Genomic DNA, 17,705 nt, shown 5'->3' with positions numbered 1-17,705 from the left:
CATCCTGTACACACAGGCACAGGGCCGCAAAGCCGCTTCACCCTGCGGTCCCAACAGGCTAGAAGGCGGCAACACCACGCTTGGAGAGAGTATGCCCAAACCCGTCGTTCTGTGTATCCTCGATGGCTGGGGGCTCAGCGATTGCCCCGATGCCAACGCCCCGCATCTGGCAAAAACCCCTGTTTTTGATAGGCTTATGGCCTCATGCCCACATGCGACCCTGATCACACATGGGCCGGACGTCGGTCTGCCGCGCGGCCAGATGGGCAACTCAGAGGTTGGTCACACCAATATCGGCGCGGGTCGGGTGGTGGCCATGGATCTAGGCCAGATCGACCTGGCCATAGAAGATAGGTCTTTCTTTGAAAACAAACAGTTGCAAGCCTTTGTTCAGAGAATGAAGTCGACCGGCGGGCGCGCTCATTTGCTCGGATTGATGTCGGATGGCGGAGTTCACGGTCATATCAATCACATCGCCGCAGCGGCCAAAGCCCTGACCGACGCAGGTGTTCCGGTGCTCTTGCATGCGCTCACGGACGGCCGCGACGTGGCCCCAAAGTCGGCACGCGTCCAACTTGAAAAACTTCGTGAAATCATGCCATTGGAGGTCACAATTGCCACGGTGACCGGTCGCTATTTTGCACTGGACCGCGACAATCGGTGGTCGCGCGTGCAAGAAGCCTATGAGGCCATCGTCTTGGGTCGAGGTCTCCGCTGCGCCGATCCGCGCATGGCGATCAGCAACGCCTACGCCCGCTTTGAGACTGACGAATTCATCTCCGCCACGGTGATCGGCGAGTATCTTGGCGCCCGCGACGGCGACGGTCTCTTCTGCCTTAACTTCCGTGCAGATCGCGCGAGGGAAATCCTCCAAGCTATTGCTGATCCTGAATTTTCTGCCTTTGAGCGTGGCGCGCGCCCGAACTGGGCGGCCCTTCTGGGGATGGTGGAATATTCCGAGACGCACAACGCGTGGTTCGAAACCGTCTTTCCATCGCGCGACATCGTCAACACTCTTGCAGAATGGGTAGCACAGAACGGATTGCGCCAGTTTCACTTGGCAGAAACCGAGAAATATCCGCATGTTACGTTCTTTCTTAACGGCGGCAAGGAACATCCCGAACCCGGCGAAGACCGCTATATGGCGCCTTCGCCAAACGTCGCGACTTACGATCTCAAACCCGAAATGTCCGCCGAAGAAGTCACGACTCGACTCGTCGCGGCGATCCGAGGGCGCTACGATCTGATCGTCGTCAACTATGCCAACCCCGACATGGTCGGCCACACTGGCGATCTCAAAGCCGCAATGGCCGCCTGTGAAGCCGTGGACAAGGGCTTGGGCCGTGCGATTGAGGCGCTCGATGAGGTCGGGGGCACATTGATCGTCACGGCCGATCACGGCAATTGCGAGGTGATGGTCGATCCCGAAACCGGCGGGCCCCACACGGCCCATACCCTCAATCCCGTGCCGGTTATTCTGGTGGGCGGACCCAAGAATGCAACTTTGCGCCAAGGTGGGCGGCTTGCCGATCTGGCCCCCACGGTTCTCGAACTTATGGGCCTTGAAAAGCCTGAGGAAATGACCGGGGAGACACTTTTGACATGAGGCGCTTTTCGGCCGCACTTGGCCTGTCCCTGCTCTGCAGCTTGGCGGTGCCGACTGCGGCACAGGACCCCGCCACAGCGGCGCGCTCAGCCGCAGAACAGCTCAATCTCGCCTCAGAGGCTCTTGCGGACGCAGAGGGCGCGCAAAACCGCGTCAAAGCCCTGACACAGGTGATCAAAGCCTACGAGGACGGGCTCGAAGCGATGCGCGACGGACTGCGCCGGGCGTCCTTGCGCGAGCGTGCCCTTGGCGCTGAATTGCAAGCCCGCGAGGATGAGATCGCTCAGCTACTCGGCGTGCTCTCGACGATGGGAAATGCCCCGGTGCCGGTGCTCCTGATGCACCCCTCAGGTCCGGTGGGCACGGCGCGCGCGGGGATGATCCTGTCCGAAGTCGCGCCAGCCCTGGACTCCCGAGCCCTAGTGTTGCGCGATCAGGTTCAGGAATTGAGTGTGCTGCGCGTATTGCAACAAAGTGCCGCCGACAAGTTGCAAGAGGGCCTCGAGGGTGTGCAAGAGGCGCGCACTGCGCTCAGCACCGCCATGGCAGAACGCACAAATCTGCCGCGCCGCTTCACCGAAGACCCGGTTCGGACGGCGTTGCTGATTGCATCGACCGAAACCCTCGAGGGATTTGCCAGCGGTCTCAGTCAGATAGCGGTTGACGAGGCCGTGGGCAGCCTGCCTGATATCACAGCACGCAAGGGCTCCCTGCCACTGCCCGCCGAGGGGATCATCCTGCACCGCGCAGGCGAAGCCGATGCCGCAGGGGTCGTGCGACCCGGCATCCTGCTGGCCACTCGCCCACGCGCGCTTGTGACCGCTCCAAGTGCGGCGACAGTGCGGTATCGCGGCCCCTTGCTCGACTACGGAAATGTGATCATTCTAGAGCCGCAGGCCGGAATTTTGCTGGTGTTTGCAGGTCTCGATGTTGTTTATGGTCAGGCAGGGCAAGTCCTGCCGGGTGGAAGCCCGGTCGGCCTGATGGGCGGAGCGGGGACAGAGGGCGATCTGCTGCTTGCCGCCGATACGCAGGATACGGGTGCCAGACGAACACAAACGCTCTATATAGAGGTCCGGCAAGACAATTCTCCAGTGGACCCGCTCACGTGGTTCAAGACCGATAAGGATGGTTGAGATATGAAAAGATTCCTGATGGCTGCCTCCGTTGGCATTCTGACCGGCGCGGTGGTGACGACACAGGTGGCCGCACCGCTGCTGGCGCAGGAGGCCGAAACGACAGAGAACGTCTACGAACAGCTTGATCTCTTTGGAGATATTTTCGAACGCATCCGCGCGCAATATGTCGAAGAGGTTGAGACAAAGGATCTGATTGAGGCGGCGATCAACGGAATGCTGACGTCGCTCGACCCACATTCCAGCTACCTTTCGCCTGATGACGCTGAGAACATGCAGGTACAGACGCGCGGCGAATTTGGCGGTCTTGGCATCGAAGTCACGCAAGAGGACGGTTTCGTCAAAGTCGTCTCGCCGATGGATGGCACTCCGGCGGATCAAGCGGGGATTGAGGCGGGTGATTTCATCACCCATGTTGATGGCGCGAGCGTGCTGGGTCTTACCTTGGACGAGGCGGTGGATCTGATGCGTGGCCCAGTGGGCAGCGAGATCATCATCACCGTCGTACGCGAAGAAACTCCCGAGCCCTTCGACGTCTCAATCATCCGTGACACGATCAAACTCACGGCGGTACGCGCCCGGGCAGAACAGGATGCCGTTGTCCTGCGTGTGACCACGTTCAACGACCAGACCTATGCCAATCTTGAAAGCGGACTGGCGGAAAAGGTCGAGGAACTGGGCGGCGCGGACAAGGTCAGCGGCATAATTCTTGATCTGCGCAACAATCCTGGTGGTCTTTTGACCCAGGCGATCAAGGTTTCCGATGCCTTCCTCGACAAGGGCGAGATTGTGAGCACCCGCGGACGTAACCCACAGGATGGTGAGCGGTTCAACGCCACGCCGGGCGATCTTGCCAATGGCAAACCTATCGTCGTGTTGATCAATGGCGGCTCGGCCAGTGCCTCAGAAATCGTTGCAGGGGCGCTGCAGGATCACCATCGCGCGATCGTTGTCGGAACAAAAAGCTTTGGCAAAGGGTCGGTCCAGACGGTCATGCCGCTGCGTGGCAATGGCGCGATGCGCTTGACGACCTCACGCTATTACACGCCATCTGGCAGATCCATTCAGGCCCTCGGCGTAAGTCCTGATATCCTCGTGGAACAGCCCCGCCGCGCACCGGAGACGGAAGAGGAAGAGACAAGCACGCCGCCGGGCCGCTCTGAGGCGGACCTGCGTGGACGTCTCAATAACGACAGCCTAACCGAAGATGAGATCAAGCAGATTGAAGAAGATCGTGCCCGCGCCGAACAGGCGTCGAAGCTGCGCGAAGATGATTATCAACTGGCCTATGCAATTGATATTCTGCGTGGATTGTCCGTAATGGGCGGCGGCCAAAACTAGGCCGTTGCCAACACACGGCAAAACCCCGCCCGAGATAAACGGGCGGGGTTATTATGTCTTTCAGTATCAGAGTGCAGGATGATTTTGCCTGCTGGATGTGAATTCATTCACCATAAGACACGGTCTTAACCCCCGCGTGAGATAGCACCAAGGCGGGCGCTACTGTGCCTTTGCGCGCGCCGGGTCCCACGCTGCAAGGACGTTTGAATTGTCATCATCATCGTATTCATAAAGCGTTTCCCCGGTTACTCCGGGAACTTTCGCAAACTCGTCAGCCGTTTTGCGTGGCAACCAAGAGCTGCTCACCTGTCCGGGGAAAAGTTCGGCTAGGATTTGAGACGTTGCCAACGAGCATTGCGCCTGCGGCACGGGACCGGCAGCTTTGACAAGCTGCATAGCGCGCTCGGCCAATTGCGGAGAAACATCAAGACGCTGGATCTGAACCCGGTAGGTCTTGCGCGCGTGATAACGGGTGTAGACATCCTCGACGGCAGGCGTGATTCCAAAGAGCACATCATTGCGCTCGGGCAAGTGCTTGCCTTTGTTGAAGGATCCTGCGGGATCAAAGATCACGCGTTGCGATCCATTGATCATGAGGGATGTATGCGCACCCGATCCGTTGTTGTTGTTGATCATCGTATAGACAGTCAGGCGCGGTGGACCATCATGGCGATAGGCTGCGCGGGCCACCTCGTCATCCGGCGCCCAGACCGATTCAGCGGCACAGCCCGCCAGCGTAAGAGAGGCGGCAACCGCCAAAGCCAAAGACCGCATCACTTCCCCTCGGCCCGGAGCCGCTCTTGACCTATCAACCGTTGACCGCAGCAATGAAGAGGAGAACCGCGATACATACCACAGCCGTATAGGTCACCCATTTGATGAAGCCATCAAAGGTCTTTTCCTGAACGTCGATATTCATTTCGCCATGTTTATGCTCGGCCATCACGCGCGTGTCCTTTGCTGCTTGCAGTACGAATTCCGCCGTTGGATAGCCCATTTGAAAGACCCTGTCACGTCCCAAGCTGCCGCAGACTTAGGCTTTGTTCAGATCTTCGGCGAGGCGAAATCCGATACGTTTCGGCTCAGCTGTTTCGATCTGTTTGGGTAGGGCGCGAAGCATCACGCTGAGCTGGCCCACATGTTGCACCAGCTGGGTGCGCATGCCCATGTGATCCTGCCCATAAAAGGTTATGATGTCGGGCTCAAAATATCCCATTCCCTCGATCCGGATCACGCCGCTGTCGCTTCCGGCAAATCCCATCGCAACCTCATGTGCCTCGTCGAGGGATTTCTCGAAATTCTCAATGTAGATAATCAATCTCTCATAGGCCCATTGCGCCTGACTCTTGCCTGCCATCAGCCCTTGAGAAAGGTTCAGGGCCGCCGTCTGGATACAGGGTTGGTTGGGGTCGGAGTGTACCTCATGAACGCGGGGCATTGCGTCGGCCTCGGCATGTTCCGCCGTCGTTTGAATCTTGTCGTCCATCGGACAAAAGCCTTCCGAATTATTTGCCCTTCATCTGCCAGAGCCAAGCGTCATCCGCGCGGCGCCAACGCGTTATTTCTCCAGCGTGACGCAAATGATTGAGATGCGCAACAGCCTCGACAAGGGCTAGCCCATAGGTGCCTCTGTCAATCCGACGCTTGAAGAGAAGTGGAAAGCACTCGGCTGCAGTGCGCGGTTTTGTCAGAAAACTGCGCAACCGCTCGAGCGCGCCGTGGTGATTGTCACGCAATTGTTGCATGCGAAAGGGCAAGCCGGTGAAAGGCAGCTTGTGCCCCGGTAAGACGAGGTGACCCTCGCGGGCATGAGCGGCCAGCCGGTCACAGGCGGAGAGCCAGTCAGCCAGCGGATCGGCCTCTGGCTCGGTCGGATAGACTCCAATATTGGGACTGATAGATGGGAGAATCTGATCACCTGCAATGACCAGATTGTCTTCGCGAGACCAGAGAGTGATATGCTCGGGTGCATGCCCGCCCCCCATGTGAACATCCCAATCGCGCCCCCCTGCGCGGATGACCTCACCGTCTTGGACGCGGGTATACCCAACCGGAATCGGGGCGCAGATATCCGAGAAGTTGTAAGGGCGTTCCACCTTGCGCGTTTCATAGATGTCAGGGTCCATGCCACCCGCACGCGAAAACGCAAGCGCCTGAGGGGTCGGTCGGTCCTCGACGTCAAGGATCAACATGCGCGCCATCAGCCAACTGGTGCGCGATGCCCAGAGTGTAGCCCCGAACCGATCCATCAACCAGCCGGCCATGCCGATGTGATCAGGATGGTGATGGGTCAGGATCACCCGGCTGACAGGGCGGCCTTGCAAGGGGCCAACAAGTATATCCTCCCAGAGCGCCACGCTCCGTTTGGAGTAGATGCCCGTGTCGACGATGGTCCAACTGTCGCCCTCATCCAAGGCATAGATATTGACGTGATCGAGGACCATGGGCAGGGGCAGCCGTAGCCACAAGACGCCCGGCGCGACCTGTGTAGCGCTGCCGGAAGCAGGGGGATCTTCCCAAGGGCTGTGTATGATCTGTCCGCCATCCATCAGGCTGCAAAATCCTCAGCAGTTAGCGCATAGAGATCATCAGCTCCTTGCGCTGCATGGGTCAGAAGGCCAGCATGTTCGGGCAGTAGCCGCATTATATAGAACCTTGCGAGCCGAGTGCGGGGGCCATCGCCCCCCTCGGCCAGTGCCGCTTTGAGATGAAAATGTGCGCCTAGGACACGCGCGAACCCGCGCAGAAATGGCGCTGCACCTGCAAAACGGTGGTTGAGATCCTTTTGACCCAGCATCCATTCCACCGTCTCGCGCAGTGTTTCGGAGGCTTGCCAAACGGGTTCGGCCAGTGCCGGCAGGCTGCTGCGGGCTGTTTCGGCCTGCGCTTCGATGTCATCCAGGATTGCGTGCGCAGCCTCGCCACCATCCATAAGCTTGCGAGCGGCCAGATCCATGGCCTGAATACCGTTGGTGCCTTCGTAAATTGCCGTGACACGCACGTCGCGATAATACTGCGCCGCGCCAGTTTCCTCAATAAAACCCATGCCACCGTGAACCTGAACTCCCAGTTCGGCCACAGCAATGCCGGTGTCGGTGCCAAATGCCTTGGCAATGGGCGTAAGGAACGCCGCGCGCGAAGACCAATGCGCCTTGCCCGTGGAGGTCTGCATGTCGATGGCCTGCGCGCAGGCCAGTGCGATGGCACGAGCAGCAAAAATGTCGGCTTTCATGGTCGCCAGCATTCGGCGCACGTCGGCATGTTCTATGATGCTACCAGTACCCGCCTCGCTGGGGGTGCGCCCTTGCTTGCGATCCATCGCATAAGCGAGCGCGTGCTGATATGCCCCTTCAGCCACGCCGATGCCCTGTCCCCCAACGCCCAGCCTCGCATTATTCATCATGGTGAACATCGCGCGCATGCCGTCATGCGGTTTACCCACTAGCCAGCCGGTTGCCCTATCATATTGCATGACTGCCGTAGGGCTGCCGTGCAGGCCCATTTTGTGTTCGAGGCTGACGACTTTGAGGCTGTTTTGTTTGCCAGGATTGCCGCTTTCATCGGGGATGAATTTAGGCACCAGAAAGAGGCTGATTCCCTTGGTCCCTTGCACGCCATCCGGCAGGCGGGCGAGCACTAGGTGACAAACGTTTTCAGTAAAGTCATTGTCGCCCCAAGAGATATAGATTTTTTGCCCAGTGATCGCGTAGGTTCCATCTGCGCTCGCCTCGGCCTTGGAGCGCAATGCGCCCACATCGGACCCGGCCTGCGGCTCGGTCAGGTTCATAGTGCCAGACCATTCGCCACTGACCAGTTTGGGCAAGTAAACTGCCCTTAGTTCGTCTGATGCGTGATGCTCTAACGCCTCGATTTGCCCTTGCGTCATCAAAGGGTTGAGTTGCAGCGAAAGACACGCAGAGGACATCATTTCGTTGACTGCTGCGGTCACGGTCATCGGAAGGCCCATGCCACCATGATCGGGATGCGCACTAATTGACACCCAGCCCCCGTCAGCGATGGCGCGGTAGCCCTCGGCATAGCCCGGCGAGGTGCGCACGACGCCATTTTCCAGTCGGGCGGGGTGCAGGTCACCCTTGCGCTGCAGCGGGTAGAGCACTTCTTCACACATCCGCCCAGCTTCGGACAGGATTGCGGCTGTCATGTCCGGTGTGGCTTCGGCAAAGCGATCAGTCGCGACCACCTGAGCAAGGCCGACGATATGGTCGAACATGAACTGATACTCTTCAACCGGTGCGCGATACGGCATTGAAATCTCCTGAGACTGCCGGGGCGTCTTGGCACCATCGCCCGACCCCTGTATGAAATCTATCCTGATCCTAGCGTAATCCATCGCGGCGCACCTTCAACTGCTACGCCGCGTCAGAAAGGCCTCTTCGTTGCAAACGCGCTCTCTTTCCCCCGATCCGGCCGGATTTGCAAGCGCCGCAGAGATCTGGCACGCGGGCGGTCTCGTAGCGTTTCCAACCGAGACGGTTTACGGTTTGGGGGCTGATGCACGCAACGATCTGGCCGTAGCGCGGATATTCGAGGCTAAGGGACGGCCTAGGTTCAACCCGCTGATCGTGCATGTTGAGAGTGCCGCAATGGCGCAAACATATGTCGAGTGGTCGGATGCTGCGGAAATCCTGGCCTCCGCGTTCTGGCCCGGTCCGCTAACGCTCGTGTTGCCGATGCAGGCCGGTTGTGGCCTTTCCCGCCTTGTGACTGCGGATTTGCCAACGCTTGCAATTCGCGTGCCTGCACATCCCGTAGCACATGCATTGCTGGCAGAGTTTCGTGGACCCGTGGCGGCGCCCTCTGCAAACCCCTCAGGCCGGATCAGCCCGACTTCGGCAGGACATGTTCTGGCAGGTCTCTCTGGTCGGATTGAAGCCGTGGTAGACGGCGAGGCCTGTCCGGTTGGGGTGGAATCAACCATCGTCGGCCTCGCAGGCGCGCCCACTCTGTTGCGTCCCGGAGGGATCCCAAGTGAGGTGCTCGAAGCGGCTTTGGGCATGCCGCTGGACCTCTATCAAACAGGCGATGCGCCTGTCGCGCCGGGGCAGATGCAATCACATTACGCACCCGGTGCGCGCGTGCGATTGAATGCGACTGATCGGCAGGACGGTGAAGTATTGTTGGGCTTTGGCCCGCTCGATGCTGATCTCAATCTATCGCCGTCCGGCGATCTGGTAGAGGCTGCGGCCAATCTCTTTGGTCATTTGCACGCGCTGGATGCACGAAATGCAGCGGGTATCGCGGTTTCTCCAATCCCGGAAATCGGGCTTGGGCGTGCAATCAATGACCGGTTGCGCCGAGCTGCGGCACCGCGACCCTAGTCAGACTTGAAATCCGCAGCGATGCGCAATTCCCGCAAGGGGCGAACCAAGGCAATGCAATCGGCATAAATCGGATCGGCCTTATAGGCGGCGAGGGCCGTTTCATCCGTGAATTCGGCATAGACCACCAAATCGACCCGCTCGGCTGAGATGGCATCGCTCTGAAGGTTGCGTCCCACCTCGAAATGGGTGGAATGCGGAATGCTGGCGAGCATCATCAGACCCTCGCGAATGCGCTCAACGTCATCCGCGTTGGTGGCGGAGAAGAATACGATATGGCGAATCATGTCTTAGTCTTTCGAACGAGAGGCTTTTTCTGCGATTCCAGAGCTGCCCTGACGGCGGTCGAGTTCGACCATCACATCAGATAGGGCGACGTTGCGCGATTGCAGCATGACGAGAAGATGAAATAGGACGTCGGCGGCCTCTGACGTGAGACGGGTTTTGTCGCCCTTGACGGCCTCAATGATTGCTTCAATCGCTTCTTCCCCGAACTTCTCGGCGCATTTCTCTGGGCCTTTGGCCAAAAGCTTTGCTGTCCAACTGCTCTCGGGATTTGCGCTTGCGCGCGCGGCGATGGTACGGGCGAGATCGTCAAGCGTCATGCGGCCAGCCTCATGGGAATGCCAGCGGCGGCCATATGCGTCTTGGCCTCTGCAATGGTGTAGGTGCCGAAATGAAAGATCGAGGCGGCGAGGACGGCCGACGCATGGCCTTCGGTCACGCCTTCAACGAGGTGGTCAAGTGTGCCGACGCCTCCTGAAGCGATCACGGGAATATGCACCGCATCGGCAATCGCACGTGTCAGAGGGATGTTGAAGCCGGCGCGCGTGCCGTCGCGGTCCATCGAGGTTAACAGAATTTCACCTGCGCCTTTGGCTGCAACCGTTCGCGCGAAGTCCACCGCGTCAATGCCCGTGGGCCTGCGCCCGCCATGGGTGAAAATCTCCCATCTGCCGGGGGATACGGTCTTGGCGTCGATCGCTACAACGATGCACTGGCTGCCAAACTGATCGGCCGCACGGGCTACGACATCGGGATCAGCCACGGCGGCGGAGTTGAAGCTGACCTTGTCCGCTCCTGCGAGGAGAAGAGCGCGTACATCCTGCGCACAGCGCACCCCGCCCCCTACGGTCAACGGAATATAGCATTGTTCAGCAGTGCGCCGGACCACATCGAACATTGTGCCGCGATTCTCATGCGTGGCGTGTATGTCCAGAAAGCAAAGCTCATCTGCCCCCGCTGCATCATAGGCGCGCGCGGCGTCGACCGGATCGCCTGCATCCCGCAGATCGACAAAGTTTACACCTTTGACCACGCGGCCATCGGCAACATCGAGACAGGGGATGATACGGGTCTTGAGCATTTTACCGCTGTTACAGAGATTTCTTGCCGTTGTTTATGGGCAAATCGGTTCACATGCCAGAGGATATGACCCATATAAGAGTTGCAAATGAAGGAGTTTATCATGAAGCGTTTTCTTGTCGCGGCCGCGATCACTCTCACTGCGTTTCCGGCACTCGGTGGTGAGGATGACATCATCAAGGTCAAATCTACCAGTGACGTCGCAACGACCATGGACCGCTTGGAGGCGGCTGTCACCGGTGCTGGGGCCACGGTCTTTGCACGGGTGGACCATGCGGAAGGTGCCGCAAGTGTGGATCTGGCGCTTGATCCTTCGCAGGTGTTGATCTTCGGCAACCCGAAAATGGGCACGGCGGCGATGCAGGATGACCCGGTGGCAGGGCTCTTTTTGCCTATGAAAGTGCTGGTTTATCAGGATGGCACGGGCGAGACATGGCTCGCCTATCAGGAGCCCGAGGATATGTTTGACGACACGGGGATCAATGACGACGCTGACTATATCAAGATGATGACCGGCGCGCTTGGGAAACTGACGGCCAAGGCCGCCGAACAGTAAGCGACAGCCTATCGCCGCGTTCAGCCCCTGAGCGCGGCCAGGGCTGCCGTGAGGTCGAGTGCTCCATCATAGAGCGCGCGACCCGAAATGGCCCCATTCAGCGTCACCCCACAATCGCGCAGCGCGATCAGGTCTTCAAGAGATGATACGCCGCCCGAGGCAATGACCGGGATGCTGACAGAACGGGCAAGCGCCGCCGTCGCCTCGACATTGGGTCCCTGCATGGCCCCGTCGCGGTTGATGTCGGTGTAGATGATCGCCGCCACCCCGGCATCCTCAAAGGACCTTGCCAGATCGGTCGCGTCAACATCGGTCTCGGTGGCCCAGCCCTTGGTCGCCACACGGCCACCCCGCGCGTCAATTCCCACCGCCACCTGCCCCGGAAAGGCGCGCGCGGCCTCGCGCACGAGGGCGGGATTCTCCACTGCTATTGTTCCAAGAATCACCCGCGCCAACCCCTTGTCGAGCCAGCCCTCAATGGTTGCAATATCCCGGATGCCGCCACCAAGTTGCGCAGGCACTTTGCAGGCGGCCAAGATCGCCTCGACCGGGGCCGCGTTGACCGGCGCCCCGGCGAAGGCCCCATTAAGATCCACAAGATGCAGCCATTCGCAGCCCGCTGCGACAAAGTCCAAGGCCTGCGCTGCCGGATCTTCGTTGAACACCGTCGCGCGCCCCATATCGCCACGCACGAGACGCACGGCCTTGCCGTCCTTGAGGTCGATTGCAGGATAGAGGATCATCGCGGGGCCTTTCATCTTCGGGTGCCCGGCCTTTGGCATGAGAGAGAAGGAAATGCAACGCGACCCGACGTCAGACTTGATTTGTGCCATGCCAATGGCACAGGTTTCTTGCGAATGTCAGGGAGGAACAGACATGCGTAAACTGGTGATGATGACAGTGGTGTTCACGATGGGGGCCGGGATGGCGATGGCAGAGCCGCTCTTGGGAACGTGGCAGACCACGCGCGACGACAACGGCAAATCCGGGCTGATTGAGGTCAAACCTTGCGGTAACGCTCTTTGCGGAAAGCTGGTTAAGTCTTATGACGCCAATGGCAATGAAACGGCCAGTGACAGTATTGGTCGGAACATCATTTCCGAAACTGTGCCGACCGGTGGCGGCGAATATAAAGGCAAGCTCTATGCCCCGGACCGCGGCAAGACCTATAATTCCAAGCTGCAATTGACCGGCGAGACGCTCAAGGTTAGCGGCTGCGTTCTGGGCATTTGCCGCGACGGAGGCACTTGGCAAAAGGTCAAGTAAGCGCGACGTCGCATTGCATTCGCGAGGGGACGGTTGGGTCAGATCTGCATCTGCGTTATGATGTCACCATGATCGATCACAACCTTCCCTTCGCCGCACCGCCAACCGAACTTCTTGAGGCGGCTCTTTACGTGCCGGATATTGACGCGGCAGAGCGGTTTTATGGCACTATCCTCGAGCTCGATCCGATCGTGCGGGTCGGAAATCGCCATGTGTTTTACAGGGTGGGTGCCGGCATCCTGTTGATCTTCAACCCCGAAGAAACGCGTAAACCACCAAACAATCCCGAACTGCCAGTCCCGCCGCATGGCACCCAAGGGCCGGGCCATTTCTGTTTTGCGGTCGAAGGGCTGGCGCTCGATGATTGGTGTGCACGACTTGAGGCTGCAGGTGTCGAGATCGAGGCGGATTTTCACTGGCCGAACGGGGCACGATCCATCTATTTTCGCGATCCGGCGGGGAATTCCATTGAAATGGCAGAGCCGCGTTTGTGGGAGAAATAGGCGTTCAGTGGCTGACGTTCGAGATTTGCCCTTATCCGTCGGTTTGCCGAGGGTCGGGCCCGAAAACCGACCAGCCTGTGCGCGACGCGAGCCGCTCCATTGCTTCGGTGCCAAGCTTGGAGTTGCCGTAGTGATTGAGCCCCGGCGACCAGACCGCAATCGCGGCCACGCCCGGCACGATCGACAGGATACCACCGCCGACCCCGCTCTTGCCCGGCAGCCCCACACGAAAGGCATAGTCGCCTGACCCGTCATAATGCCCGCAGGTCATCATGAGGGCGTTGATGCGGCGAATACGCGCCTGTGACACGAGCCGCGGCGCCCCAGCCCCACCGACCAGAAAAAGCCCTGCATTGGCCAATTGCGCGCAGGTCATCTCGACCGCGCATTGGTGGAAATATGTGCCAAGGGTCAAGTCCGGTGGGTTCTTGAGGTTTTCGTGCGAGCTTAGGTAGTGGGCTAGCGCAAAATTGCGGTGGCCAGTTGCAATTTCGGATTGCGCGACCCGCTCATTGATATGAATCGCCTCATCCCCTGCTGCGGCACGGATGAATCGCAAAAGTGCGCCAAGGGCCTCTCGCGGGGTTGACCCTTGCAAGACCGCATCGGTGGTGACGATAGCGCCCGCGTTGATGAACGGGTTGCGTGGATAGCCTTTTTCCAGTTCCAAAAGCAGCATCGAGTCAAACGACAACCCCGATGGCTCACGCCCGACTCGGGACCAGAGCCTGTCTCCTAGTTTGCCAAGCGCAAGTGCCAGCATGAACACCTTTGACACAGATTGGATGGAAAACGGCACATCCACATCACCCGCAACCAGCGTGGGCTGGCCGGGGCGAGCAATGGCTATGGCGAATTGGTCGAGGTTCACCCCAGCCAGCTCTGGAATGTAGTCTGCCACCTTGCCCCGGTTCTCAGAGGTCCGGGCAATCTCCGTGATCTCATCCAGCACATTCTGGAGCGCGGCAGCTGCGCGAGGCATTCAAGGTTTCCAGCGCAGGAAATTGGCAATCAGTCGAAGGCCGGTTTGCTGGCTTTTCTCAGGGTGGAACTGCGTGCCGACAATCGTATCGCGTCCGACAACGGCGGTGATTGCCTCAGCATACTCAACATGCGCCAGACGATGTGCCGGGTCGGTCACGCGGAAGTGGTAGGAGTGCACGAAATAGGCGTGATCGCCGCTACGAACTCCGTCAAAGATTGGGTGCGGGTTGTCAATCACCAGATCGTTCCAGCCCATATGTGGCACCTTGAGCGCGGGATCAGATGGCTCGATGTGCTCGACCGCCCCCCCAATCCAATCGAATCCGGCTGTTTCCTCATATTCCAATCCGCGCGTTGCCAACATCTGCATGCCGATGCAAATCCCCATGAAGGGGCGGGCCTGCGTAATCACTGCGTCCTCGATAGCCTCAAAGACACCGCGGTGATCATAGAGCGCCTTGCGGCAGGCGGGAAATGCGCCGTCCCCCGGCAAAACGATCCGGGTTGCAGCGCGGATGACCTCGGGGTCAGAGGTGACGATAACGTCGCCTGTGCCGGTCTCCGACGCCATGCGCTGAAATGCCTTTTCCGCCGAGTGCAAGTTGCCGCTCTCGTAGTCGACGATGACAGTGGTCATCTCTCAGAGACTTCCTTTGGTAGAGGGGATTGCATCCGCTTTGCGTGGATCGGTCTCAACCGCTTCGCGCAAACTGCGCGCTATAGCCTTGAACGCGGCCTCCGCCATGTGGTGGCTGTTGATCCCATGCAACGCGTCCACATGCAGCGTAATACCGCCATGGGTGCTGAAGGCCTGAAAGAACTCACGCACCAGTTCGGTATCGAATGTCCCGATCTTGGGCGTCGGCAGGTCCATGTGCCACACCAGGTAGGGCCGCCCCGACAGATCAAGTGCCGCGCGCACGAGCGCGTCATCCATTGGCAACAGACAGGCTCCGTAACGGCGGATGCCACGTTTGTCTCCGAGGGCCTGCGCGAGCGCCTGACCGAGAGCGATTCCCACGTCTTCGACCGTGTGGTGGTCGTCAATGTGCAGATCGCCAGCACATCGTATTCTCATGTCGATCAAAGAATGCCGCGCGAGTTGATCCAGCATGTGATCAAAGAACCCCACGCCGGTCTGATTGTCATAGCGACCAGAGCCGTCAAGATTGATCTCGACGGTGATGTCGGTTTCGGCGGTCTTACGGGTGATTGTGGCGCTGCGCATGGGGCCTCCGTCAAGCTTTCGTGGCTCTATACTGCGCTCTGCGGTGCAGGCCAAGCGCCAAGCGCGGAATGTCACGATCCCCCCGGCGGATCGCTCCAAATTTCTTTAATATAAGGAAATTTGGAGCGGGCGAGGCGATTCGAACGCCCGACCCTAACCTTGGCAAGGTTATGCTCTACCCCTGAGCTACGCCCGCATCCTTGGGTGAGGCGTGATCTATAAACTCTGGCGCGCCGCTGCAAGAGGAAAATTGCCAGGGACGGCAATTTTTTGCGGCCAACTTGAATGGGTCAGGTGCGACGTAAGTAGGATGGTCAAAAAGCTCCGTAATTTCCTTGAGCATGCTAGGCTCGCTCGGCGTTTGGGTCGTGGGAAGAAGGCCCGCAACAGGAGGAGGAAACGCATGCCAGCCTATCTAATCGCGCAGGTGAAGATCACGAATGATGCCTGGGTGCCGGACTATGCGGCCAGGACGCATGACATCGCGGCAAAACACGGAGGACGGTATCTGTCGCGCAGCGCCAATATTGAGACCGTAGAAGGTCTCGCGCCCGATACCACTCTTATCGCGCTCATTGAGTTTCCGTCGACTGAGGCTGCGCACGCCTTTGCGTATGACCCTGAGTATGCTCCACTCGCCAAATCCCGTCAGGCGGGGAGCGAGGGACATTTTTGGGTGATAGACGACACGGATGCTGCCGGTTCCATCCCCTATCTTCCAAAAGGCTAGGCCCATATCCCCCGGCGCCTCGGGGAGAGTATAAGGCGCCGGGGGAGGGACAGGGCAACCGATCAGAGGTTGCCGCGTGAGAGTTCACCTGCCATGTGATCCGCCTGCCGCATGGCAAGTGCCACGATAGTCAGCGTTGGGTTTTCCGCAGCACCCGTGGTGAATTGCGAGCCATCCGAGACGAAAAGGTTGGGGATGTCATGGGTTTGACCCCATTTGTTCACCACCCCGTCGCGCGGGTTTTCGGACATGCGGTTGGTCCCCAGATTGTGGGTCGAGGGGTAGGGCGGCGTCGGGAAGGTGCGCGTGGCCCCCACCGCCTCGTAAACCGCGATACCTCGGCTGTAGGCATGGTTGCGCATCGCCACGTCATTTGGGTGATCCGAGAAATGCACATTGGCCACGGGCAGGCCCCACTGGTCCTTGACGTCATGGTTGAGGGTGACGCGGTTGGTTTCCTGCGGCATATCCTCGCCCACGATCCACATGCCGGCCATATTCTCGTAGGCGTCAAGCGCGGTGGTGAATTCGCGCCCCCATGAACCGGGATCGAGGAACGCGGCCATGAAGGGAAGGCCAAGCGCCAGCGTTTCCAGCTCATAGCCGCCCACAAAGCCGCGCGAAGGATCGTGCCGCGCTTCGTCCTGAATGATGCCCGCCATGGTTGTGCCGCGCCACATCTTCACTGGCTTGTCAAACACGCCGTAGACTGATCCGGTCATGTGACGCATGTAATTGCGCCCCACCTGGCCCGAGGAATTGGCAAGCCCGTCGGGGAACATCGACGAGGCAGAGTTGAGCAGCAGACGGGGCGATTCGAACGAGTTGCCCGCGACGCAAACGGCACGCGCCTTTTGCATCTGGAGATTGCCCGCTTCGTCGAAATACTCGACGCCCGTTACCTTGCCGCTGTCGTCATGCAGGATGCGCGCGACATGTGCCTTGGAACGCACCTCGAGATTGCCCGTGGCCTCGCCGCGCGGAATGTCGGTATATGCCGCAGACCATTTGGCACCCCATTTGCAGCCCTGAAAACAGAAGCCCGTCTGCTGGCAAGCCATGCGCCCGTCATAGTCCTCGGAGTTGATGGCCATGCGCCCGGTGTGGACGTCCTTGTAGCCAAGCGCCTTGGCGCCTGCCTCGAACACCTTGTAATTGTTATTCCCCGGCAGCCCGGCCAGATCGTTGGTGCGGGTCACGCCCAGCTTTTTCTCGGCCTTGTCATACCACGGTGCCATTTCGGCAGCGTCGATGGGCCAGTCGAGCAGATTGGCACCCTGCACCGGGCCATAGTTGGTCTTGGCCTTCCATTCGTGGTCCTGAAAGCGGATCGAGGCCCCGGCCCAGTGCGTCGTGGTGCCGCCCACCGCCTTGACGATCCAAGCGGGAAGGCCGGAAAAATCCTTGGCCACGCGCCAGTCGCCTGACGTGGTGCGCGGGTCGAGCCAGGCCAGTTGGCCAAAGCTTTCCCATTCGTCGTTGATGTAATCCTCGGGCAGATAACGCCCGCCTGCTTCGAGCGCCACGACGGACACGCCGCGTTGCGCCAGTTCGTTGGACAGCACGCCGCCGCCCGCGCCGGTGCCGATGACAACAATCACAGTGTCGTCATTATGATCAAAAGGTGCAGCCATAGTCTTTCCTCCCTAGA

General features: G+C 59.4%; 21 protein-coding genes and 1 tRNA gene. 8 read left to right on the top strand and 14 right to left on the bottom strand.

Going from position 1 to position 17,705, the window contains the following annotated elements; genetic code table 11:
* Window positions 1-91: 91 nt before the first annotated feature.
* From gpmI to ACSSVY_RS11620, 3 genes are read left to right on the top strand one after another with little or no spacing between them, the layout of a single operon-like run.
* Window positions 92-1,606: a 2,3-bisphosphoglycerate-independent phosphoglycerate mutase gene (gpmI, locus tag ACSSVY_RS11630; RefSeq protein WP_454269721.1), complete on the top strand. Its 1,515-nt coding sequence runs from the start codon at window positions 92-94 to the stop codon at window positions 1,604-1,606.
* Entirely contained in the window at window positions 1,603-2,742 is a 1,140-nt protein-coding gene (locus ACSSVY_RS11625) for a murein hydrolase activator EnvC family protein (protein WP_454269720.1), read from the top strand. The genes gpmI and ACSSVY_RS11625 overlap by 4 nt, the downstream gene beginning before the upstream one ends.
* Before the next feature lie 3 nt (window positions 2,743-2,745).
* Window positions 2,746-4,083 carry a S41 family peptidase gene (locus tag ACSSVY_RS11620; protein ID WP_009819216.1) on the top strand — a complete coding sequence of 446 codons (1,338 nt, stop codon included), beginning with the start codon at window positions 2,746-2,748 and terminating at the stop codon, window positions 4,081-4,083.
* Between the two features lie 159 nt (window positions 4,084-4,242).
* On the opposite strand, the gene ACSSVY_RS11615 is transcribed toward ACSSVY_RS11620, so the two are convergent.
* From ACSSVY_RS11615 to ACSSVY_RS11595, 5 genes are read right to left on the bottom strand one after another with little or no spacing between them, the layout of a single operon-like run.
* A complete protein-coding gene (locus ACSSVY_RS11615) occupies window positions 4,243-4,857 on the bottom strand; it encodes a hypothetical protein (RefSeq protein WP_454269719.1) in 615 nt (204 codons plus the stop codon).
* Window positions 4,858-4,891: 34 nt separating this feature from the next.
* A complete protein-coding gene (locus ACSSVY_RS11610) occupies window positions 4,892-5,080 on the bottom strand; it encodes an aa3-type cytochrome c oxidase subunit IV (RefSeq protein ID WP_454269718.1) in 189 nt (62 codons plus the stop codon).
* Between the two features lie 36 nt (window positions 5,081-5,116).
* Window positions 5,117-5,569 carry a DUF6173 family protein gene (locus tag ACSSVY_RS11605; protein ID WP_454269717.1) on the bottom strand — a complete coding sequence of 151 codons (453 nt, stop codon included), beginning with the start codon at window positions 5,567-5,569 and terminating at the stop codon, window positions 5,117-5,119.
* Window positions 5,570-5,588: 19 nt separating this feature from the next.
* Window positions 5,589-6,632 carry an MBL fold metallo-hydrolase gene (locus ACSSVY_RS11600; RefSeq protein ID WP_454269716.1) on the bottom strand — a complete coding sequence of 348 codons (1,044 nt, stop codon included), beginning with the start codon at window positions 6,630-6,632 and terminating at the stop codon, window positions 5,589-5,591.
* Complete coding sequence (locus ACSSVY_RS11595; RefSeq protein ID WP_454269715.1) at window positions 6,632-8,350, bottom strand: acyl-CoA dehydrogenase; 1,719 nt, start codon at window positions 8,348-8,350, stop codon at window positions 6,632-6,634. Before ACSSVY_RS11595 ends, ACSSVY_RS11600 begins: the two co-directional genes overlap by 1 nt.
* Window positions 8,351-8,480: 130 nt before the next feature.
* On the opposite strand from ACSSVY_RS11595, the gene ACSSVY_RS11590 reads away from it, so the two are divergent.
* On the top strand, window positions 8,481-9,422 hold the full coding sequence (locus tag ACSSVY_RS11590) for an L-threonylcarbamoyladenylate synthase (RefSeq protein ID WP_454269714.1): 942 nt from the start codon (window positions 8,481-8,483) through the stop codon (window positions 9,420-9,422).
* On the opposite strand, the gene ACSSVY_RS11585 is transcribed toward ACSSVY_RS11590, so the two are convergent.
* Genes ACSSVY_RS11585 through hisF form a run of 3 tightly spaced genes read right to left on the bottom strand, consistent with a single transcriptional unit; the run spans window position 9,419 to window position 10,788 of the window.
* Window positions 9,419-9,709 carry a Dabb family protein gene (locus tag ACSSVY_RS11585; protein WP_454269713.1) on the bottom strand — a complete coding sequence of 97 codons (291 nt, stop codon included), beginning with the start codon at window positions 9,707-9,709 and terminating at the stop codon, window positions 9,419-9,421. The genes ACSSVY_RS11590 and ACSSVY_RS11585 overlap by 4 nt on opposite strands.
* Before the next feature lie 3 nt (window positions 9,710-9,712).
* Window positions 9,713-10,027, bottom strand: a complete 315-nt coding sequence (locus ACSSVY_RS11580) for a phosphoribosyl-ATP diphosphatase (protein ID WP_454269712.1) — start codon at window positions 10,025-10,027, stop codon at window positions 9,713-9,715.
* Entirely contained in the window at window positions 10,024-10,788 is a 765-nt protein-coding gene (gene hisF / locus ACSSVY_RS11575; protein ID WP_454269711.1) for an imidazole glycerol phosphate synthase subunit HisF, read from the bottom strand. The genes ACSSVY_RS11580 and hisF overlap by 4 nt, the downstream gene beginning before the upstream one ends.
* A gap of 102 nt (window positions 10,789-10,890) precedes the next feature.
* Between hisF and ACSSVY_RS11570 the strand changes: the two genes are divergently transcribed.
* Window positions 10,891-11,343 carry a DUF302 domain-containing protein gene (locus ACSSVY_RS11570; protein WP_454269710.1) on the top strand — a complete coding sequence of 151 codons (453 nt, stop codon included), beginning with the start codon at window positions 10,891-10,893 and terminating at the stop codon, window positions 11,341-11,343.
* A 20-nt stretch (window positions 11,344-11,363) separates the two neighbouring features.
* Here the strand turns inward: ACSSVY_RS11570 and hisA are convergent, their stop codons facing one another.
* Window positions 11,364-12,086 carry a 1-(5-phosphoribosyl)-5-[(5-phosphoribosylamino)methylideneamino]imidazole-4-carboxamide isomerase gene (hisA, locus tag ACSSVY_RS11565; RefSeq protein WP_454269709.1) on the bottom strand — a complete coding sequence of 241 codons (723 nt, stop codon included), beginning with the start codon at window positions 12,084-12,086 and terminating at the stop codon, window positions 11,364-11,366.
* Between the two features lie 133 nt (window positions 12,087-12,219).
* Here hisA and ACSSVY_RS11560 point away from each other — a divergent pair, with 133 nt between their 5' ends.
* Complete coding sequence (locus ACSSVY_RS11560; RefSeq protein WP_454269708.1) at window positions 12,220-12,609, top strand: DUF2147 domain-containing protein; 390 nt, start codon at window positions 12,220-12,222, stop codon at window positions 12,607-12,609.
* A 68-nt stretch (window positions 12,610-12,677) separates the two neighbouring features.
* On the top strand, window positions 12,678-13,112 hold the full coding sequence (locus tag ACSSVY_RS11555; protein WP_454269707.1) for a VOC family protein: 435 nt from the start codon (window positions 12,678-12,680) through the stop codon (window positions 13,110-13,112).
* Between the two features lie 31 nt (window positions 13,113-13,143).
* Here ACSSVY_RS11555 and ACSSVY_RS11550 read toward each other — a convergent pair whose 3' ends face one another.
* The 4 genes from ACSSVY_RS11550 to ACSSVY_RS11535 all read right to left on the bottom strand — a co-directional run bounded on the left by ACSSVY_RS11550 (window position 13,144) and on the right by ACSSVY_RS11535 (window position 15,520).
* Entirely contained in the window at window positions 13,144-14,094 is a 951-nt protein-coding gene (locus ACSSVY_RS11550) for a glutaminase (protein ID WP_454269706.1), read from the bottom strand.
* On the bottom strand, window positions 14,095-14,733 hold the full coding sequence (gene hisH, locus ACSSVY_RS11545; RefSeq protein ID WP_454269705.1) for an imidazole glycerol phosphate synthase subunit HisH: 639 nt from the start codon (window positions 14,731-14,733) through the stop codon (window positions 14,095-14,097).
* Between the two features lie 3 nt (window positions 14,734-14,736).
* On the bottom strand, window positions 14,737-15,324 hold the full coding sequence (gene hisB / locus ACSSVY_RS11540) for an imidazoleglycerol-phosphate dehydratase HisB (RefSeq protein WP_454269704.1): 588 nt from the start codon (window positions 15,322-15,324) through the stop codon (window positions 14,737-14,739).
* A 121-nt stretch (window positions 15,325-15,445) separates the two neighbouring features.
* Window positions 15,446-15,520 (bottom strand) — tRNA-Gly (locus ACSSVY_RS11535).
* Window positions 15,521-15,727: 207 nt separating this feature from the next.
* Here ACSSVY_RS11535 and ACSSVY_RS11530 point away from each other — a divergent pair.
* Complete coding sequence (locus ACSSVY_RS11530) at window positions 15,728-16,054, top strand: DUF1330 domain-containing protein (RefSeq protein WP_454269703.1); 327 nt, start codon at window positions 15,728-15,730, stop codon at window positions 16,052-16,054.
* 62 nt (window positions 16,055-16,116) lie between these two features.
* Here the strand turns inward: ACSSVY_RS11530 and ACSSVY_RS11525 are convergent, their stop codons facing one another.
* Window positions 16,117-17,688, bottom strand: a complete 1,572-nt coding sequence (locus ACSSVY_RS11525; protein WP_454269702.1) for a GMC family oxidoreductase — start codon at window positions 17,686-17,688, stop codon at window positions 16,117-16,119.
* Window positions 17,689-17,705: the final 17 nt, after the last annotated feature.

Source organism: Roseovarius sp. MBR-51, from assembly GCF_053628575.1.
This window is presented reverse-complemented; position numbering and strand designations above follow the sequence as displayed.

Bases quoted from the DNA above. Each gene is read 5' to 3' on its own strand.
- gpmI (WP_454269721.1), top strand. From the start codon at position 92: ATGCCCAAACCCGTCGTTCTGTGTATCCTCGATGGCTGGGGGCTCAGC.
- ACSSVY_RS11625 (WP_454269720.1), top strand. From the start codon at position 1,603: ATGAGGCGCTTTTCGGCCGCACTTGGCCTGTCCCTGCTCTGCAGCTTG.
- ACSSVY_RS11620 (WP_009819216.1), top strand. From the start codon at position 2,746: ATGAAAAGATTCCTGATGGCTGCCTCCGTTGGCATTCTGACCGGCGCG.
- ACSSVY_RS11615 (WP_454269719.1), bottom strand. From the start codon at position 4,857: ATGCGGTCTTTGGCTTTGGCGGTTGCCGCCTCTCTTACGCTGGCGGGC.
- ACSSVY_RS11610 (WP_454269718.1), bottom strand. From the start codon at position 5,080: ATGGGCTATCCAACGGCGGAATTCGTACTGCAAGCAGCAAAGGACACG.
- ACSSVY_RS11605 (WP_454269717.1), bottom strand. From the start codon at position 5,569: ATGGACGACAAGATTCAAACGACGGCGGAACATGCCGAGGCCGACGCA.
- ACSSVY_RS11600 (WP_454269716.1), bottom strand. From the start codon at position 6,632: ATGGATGGCGGACAGATCATACACAGCCCTTGGGAAGATCCCCCTGCT.
- ACSSVY_RS11595 (WP_454269715.1), bottom strand. From the start codon at position 8,350: ATGCCGTATCGCGCACCGGTTGAAGAGTATCAGTTCATGTTCGACCAT.
- ACSSVY_RS11585 (WP_454269713.1), bottom strand. From the start codon at position 9,709: ATGATTCGCCATATCGTATTCTTCTCCGCCACCAACGCGGATGACGTT.
- ACSSVY_RS11580 (WP_454269712.1), bottom strand. From the start codon at position 10,027: ATGACGCTTGACGATCTCGCCCGTACCATCGCCGCGCGCGCAAGCGCA.
- hisF (WP_454269711.1), bottom strand. From the start codon at position 10,788: ATGCTCAAGACCCGTATCATCCCCTGTCTCGATGTTGCCGATGGCCGC.
- ACSSVY_RS11570 (WP_454269710.1), top strand. From the start codon at position 10,891: ATGAAGCGTTTTCTTGTCGCGGCCGCGATCACTCTCACTGCGTTTCCG.
- hisA (WP_454269709.1), bottom strand. From the start codon at position 12,086: ATGATCCTCTATCCTGCAATCGACCTCAAGGACGGCAAGGCCGTGCGT.
- ACSSVY_RS11560 (WP_454269708.1), top strand. From the start codon at position 12,220: ATGCGTAAACTGGTGATGATGACAGTGGTGTTCACGATGGGGGCCGGG.
- ACSSVY_RS11555 (WP_454269707.1), top strand. From the start codon at position 12,678: ATGATCGATCACAACCTTCCCTTCGCCGCACCGCCAACCGAACTTCTT.
- ACSSVY_RS11550 (WP_454269706.1), bottom strand. From the start codon at position 14,094: ATGCCTCGCGCAGCTGCCGCGCTCCAGAATGTGCTGGATGAGATCACG.
- hisH (WP_454269705.1), bottom strand. From the start codon at position 14,733: ATGACCACTGTCATCGTCGACTACGAGAGCGGCAACTTGCACTCGGCG.
- hisB (WP_454269704.1), bottom strand. From the start codon at position 15,324: ATGCGCAGCGCCACAATCACCCGTAAGACCGCCGAAACCGACATCACC.
- ACSSVY_RS11530 (WP_454269703.1), top strand. From the start codon at position 15,728: ATGCCAGCCTATCTAATCGCGCAGGTGAAGATCACGAATGATGCCTGG.
- ACSSVY_RS11525 (WP_454269702.1), bottom strand. From the start codon at position 17,688: ATGGCTGCACCTTTTGATCATAATGACGACACTGTGATTGTTGTCATC.